This window comes from Chamaesiphon sp. OTE_8_metabat_110, from assembly GCF_031382685.1.
Classification (GTDB): Bacteria; Cyanobacteriota; Cyanobacteriia; order Cyanobacteriales; family Chamaesiphonaceae; genus Chamaesiphon.
In genome coordinates, this window is record NZ_JANMZA010000080.1 from 1 (window position 1) to 4,481 (window position 4,481).

Consider the following 4,481-nt stretch of genomic DNA (forward strand, 5'->3'; position numbering starts at 1 on the left):
AACCAAGATCGAACCCAGCTTCGGTAACATTCATCCAATGGAGGGAATGCGCCCCTTCTTGTACGAGGAAGAAGCGATTGCGACCAATGTAGCATTGATTGCGCTAAAGGAGTTTGTGGCGGCTTTTAGGCAGCAATTACAAGCAGACGAATTACCCCACCTGACGAGCGTGTTCCAGGTGACGATCCCCGACGATCGTGTGCCCGAACCAACATGGCACGTTAGTGGTGCCGAGCTACCCACCCGCACGGAAAGTATCACTGTCGAGACATTGCCCGAACTCTCCCAGGAATTGCTAAAAATGCACCTGGCAATGGATGAAGATGATGAGTTCGACCCATTAGAACTCCAAATTCGGGAAGATTTAATTCCCTACGACTCATTTATCAGCTTGGGGATGATGCCATGGGATCGCGTCGAAATTATTCGCCAATCGGCGACTTATCATCAGCCTAGTGATGTCCAGGCTGGCGGCGAGGGATTGCCAATTATCCTGATCCAAACGACCCGTCCCAAGGCTCGCGAAATCGTCGAGCGGTTGCAACAATCTGGCGGCTTGCAGGGAATTTGTTTCAATCCTGGCGAAGATCCGATCGCTGGGGATAGTTTCGATTTGGGGATTCTCCAATTAGGCGATGGCGAAATGCAGTTATTTGGCGAATTTTATAATGAAAGTGCCGTGCATATCGAAGCTCGCAAAAAGTGGAACCAGCGCAGTCAAACCACTAAAGGTTATTGTGGTCTGATCGTCGCCCACGGACTGACTGGTAAAGCGCGCGGTAATCCTGGCATCCGCGAAACGATCGCCTTTCTCGAAACTAAGTCTTTATCTAACGACGATTTGGGACTGGGAACATTACAATTAATGCGACCCTCTTGAGATGGGAGATGGGGGGACGGGGAGACTGGGGGACTGGGAGATTGGGAAAAGGGGGGATGGGAAAAGGGATGGCTAAATTGCGATCGAATTTCAGCATGGTAACGTCAAAAATATACTCACATCCTGCACCAGTATGTAAAAATAGCCTCAAAACTTACTCTTAAGTACTATCCACTATTCACTAAAACACTAGTAATTTTGTTTTGATGCAAGATGTGAGTATATCGAAACTAGCGGGGCGATCGAGTTACATAGAAATCGAAGAAAAGCGATGACAAATATAGATATAATCACCATCAGGTTGTGAATTTGCCGTGTGCGAATGGGAAGTATAGATATTAGAGTGTTTAGTTTAATTGAATTACTCCAATCCCAGACTGACACATGGCAAACTAGATTTAATCTCAGGTCGGTTTGGGGCGATCGTGCCGAGGGCAATTTTTTAAAGCTGCGAAGATGTGGAAAACTCATCAAATGATGGTGCCTAGATCGTCGGCTGCTTTAGATATCGATGCTATCGTCTCGCCCACTCCACACCTGCACCAATGAGGCTGCTTTCCCCTGATTTCTAATGTGCTCTGTTGTCATCTATCAATATGCAGATCTGCCCCTACTGTCAATTAGTAAATCCCCAACACCACAATTTCTGTCAAAGTTGTGGCAAATCGCTAAAGCACTACATTTGTCGCAGTTGCGGTTATAATGTGAAATTTGAGGCGCAGAGTTGTCCGCAGTGTCAAGCCAGTAGTGGCACATATTGGTGGGCGATTCTCGAACCGACAGTAGAGCGATTAGTTGCGACCGAAGTGGGTTTAAACTCCACCGCGATCGGTCGAGACGAACTGCCCGATCGCGGCCAGCGCAGCACCGATTTTCAATTACCGATTTCCGCCGATCTCCAGTTGAATTCAAACGCACTTCAGGCAGAGATCTCGGGCAATCCAGGAGATCTGTCCGTTGCCGTACTAGCACCAGTGAAGCATCAACCAGACTGGAAGTCGCCAGTGCCATTACTTATCGATGACGATCTAGAGACTAGCCCGTGGGATCGATCGCGACCGGATCTAGTCCCGATGGCAACTGACGAGATCGCAGCTACTCCAGATGCTGCGCCCACATTCGAGGTGGCGATCGCCAGTGAGCCGTCGATCGTGACTACCTATCTCGATCTACAATGTCGTTATAAATTGCTCGATCCTGTCGTCCTCCAGCGCTTGCCGCCAGGAGAATCCAGCCAAGTTAGGGTAATCGATTGTCAACCCTTGTGTCATACCCTCTTGGAGATATTGATGGAGCAAGAACCCGTTACATTAGTTAGTACTCCCGAGTCAATGAATCCACAGCCAGAGATGGACACCGCCGAACCACCAGGGACACCGCCGATCGTCGCCGCCTACCGCCAATGGCAATTTTGGAATAAGCATGGCATTCCCAAAGTTGCCCAAGCATACATCGCGCTCCAAGTCAGCTTGCCAGGGACGATTCCCGCGATTCGCGATAGCTGGAACAAAGATGGTCAAACAGTAACTATCGTCGAAGATCGCAGCGATTGGCAACAATTGATCGCTAGTTGGAACGATCCGCAGATTTCACCCTCTCAGACGATTTACTGGCTAGACTCGACACTCAAGCTTTGGGTAGCACTCGAACCTTGGCAGATGCGTCAAAGCTTGCTGGAAGTGACTAACTTACTCCTCGATGAAGATGGGCGGATCTGCTTCCAACGTCTTCATCCAGAGCCAGAAGACCGACTACTCGAACTAGCGGATCTGGCAATGATGTGGCAAAGATTATTTGATGAGTCCAGCAAACGGATCCAGCAACGCTCGGACGATCGCGAAATGGAATTCCCGCGTCCGGCTGCACTGGCGATCTCCGACTTGCTGCAATCGATCCATGATGGCGAACTCGAACGTGTCGAGGAAGTGCGATCGCGCTTACAACAAATTGCTTACGAATTAGAACCAAAACAACTGAGCGCGCCGCTGTTATCTGCCTCGGGCGATTTGAGCAGCCCACAAGACGCGCCCACGATTGCGATCGCCCAAACATTAATCGATTTGGAAGATGCAGCAGCAACCCATGTCGGCAAAAAACGCGACCATAACGAAGATTGCTTTGGCATAGTCAGCCGGATCGAGCGCCAAAATAGTCCCAAAGGCAACAGCGTTTCTGCCAGAGGGGTCTATATCCTCTGTGACGGCATGGGAGGACACGATGGGGGAGAAATTGCCAGCGCCATGACTGTCGATATCTTGCGGGACTATTTTGCTACCCGCTGGAGCGATAATACTCTTCCTGACGAGCAAACAATTCGCGAAGGGATTGTCGCGGCGAATGAGGCGGTATTTGAAATCAACCAAAAGAAAGCCGCTCATGGCAGCGGCAGAATGGGTACGACGCTCGTGCTGGTTCTAGTCCAAGACCAAAATATTGCCGTGGCGCACGTCGGCGATTCGCGTTGTTATGGGATTACTCCCAGTCAGGGATTGATTCAACTAACCCTCGATCATGAGGTCGGACAACAACAGATTTTACGCGGCGTCGATCCCGATATTGCCTACGGTCGCCCCGACTCTTATCAATTAACTCAAGCGATCGGGCCTAGAGATCGCAATTATATCGCCCCCGATATTCGCTTTTTTGAACTGCAAGAAGATACCCTGATCGTCCTAGCATCAGATGGTTTGACTGACAATCAACTGCTCGAAAGTTACTGGCTGACAAATGTGGCACCGCTGCTATCCAACAAGACCAATCTTCAAGATGGCGTCGATCGACTAATTGATTTTGCTAACGAATATAACGGTCATGATAATATTACCGCTCTGGTAGTGCGGGCGAAGTTGGGGTAGGGGGAAGATGGGAGATGGGAGATGGGAGATGTAATGGGTAATAATTGTTGCGATCGAAATCCCTTGCCATCACCCCGCCATCGCCTCCGGCTCTGGCTCCCCTCTCCCAAGTTTGGGAGAGGGGTTGGGGGTGAGGGCGAGGTTAGTGGGTTTTACAAACCGGATTTGGGATGAGATCTTTGTAGACAGCTAAGTAAGTGGCACGTTGGGGGATCTAGTTATTGGCGATCGTGCCGATAATTGAGTAAGAAACTCCCGATTTAGCTTGATGTTGCCTCAATCAAAACCCTTTCGTCCCGCTCGCTTCAAGCTAGTTTTCGCGCTGCTGTTGACAACGACTACGATCGCGGTCTGCTTTATGGCGCGACCAGTATTCCATCTTGGCTGGACAGCTTGGCACGATCGCCAAGCACAGCCTCCCGCGCCAGCAGGCAGCGTCGATGATGCGAGTCGTCTAAATCAGACGCGGATGCAGGTAGTACGGGTAGCGGGCGATTTGGCGACCGCTCAAACGCAGTTACGGACGGCACTCCGGGATGCCACGGCTCGCGGACAGAAGGTGACGATCGCCGGATCTCGACACACGATGGGCGGACAGACCCTTTATCCAAATGGCATCTCGATCGATCTGAGCCAATTTAAGCAGATGCAGTTGCAGCCGACTGCGGGGATTTTAACGGTCTACTCTGGAGCCACCTGGGCGCAAGTTATCCCCTATCTGGATCGCCAGGGCTACTCAGTCGCGG

The 4,481-nt window shown here is 50.6% G+C and carries 2 protein-coding genes and 1 pseudogene; all 3 read left to right on the top strand.

The features are described from left to right. Positions 1 to 880, top strand: a pseudogene (locus RMO52_RS03055) (hypothetical protein); the annotation flags it as partial. A gap of 596 nt (positions 881 to 1,476) precedes the next feature. Then, entirely contained in the window at positions 1,477 to 3,735 is a 2,259-nt protein-coding gene (locus RMO52_RS03060) for a serine/threonine phosphatase (RefSeq protein WP_310410733.1), read from the top strand. A gap of 268 nt (positions 3,736 to 4,003) precedes the next feature. Continuing rightward, positions 4,004 to 4,481: FAD-binding protein (locus RMO52_RS03065; RefSeq protein WP_310410731.1), on the top strand; the 478-nt coding region annotated here is incomplete at its 3' end.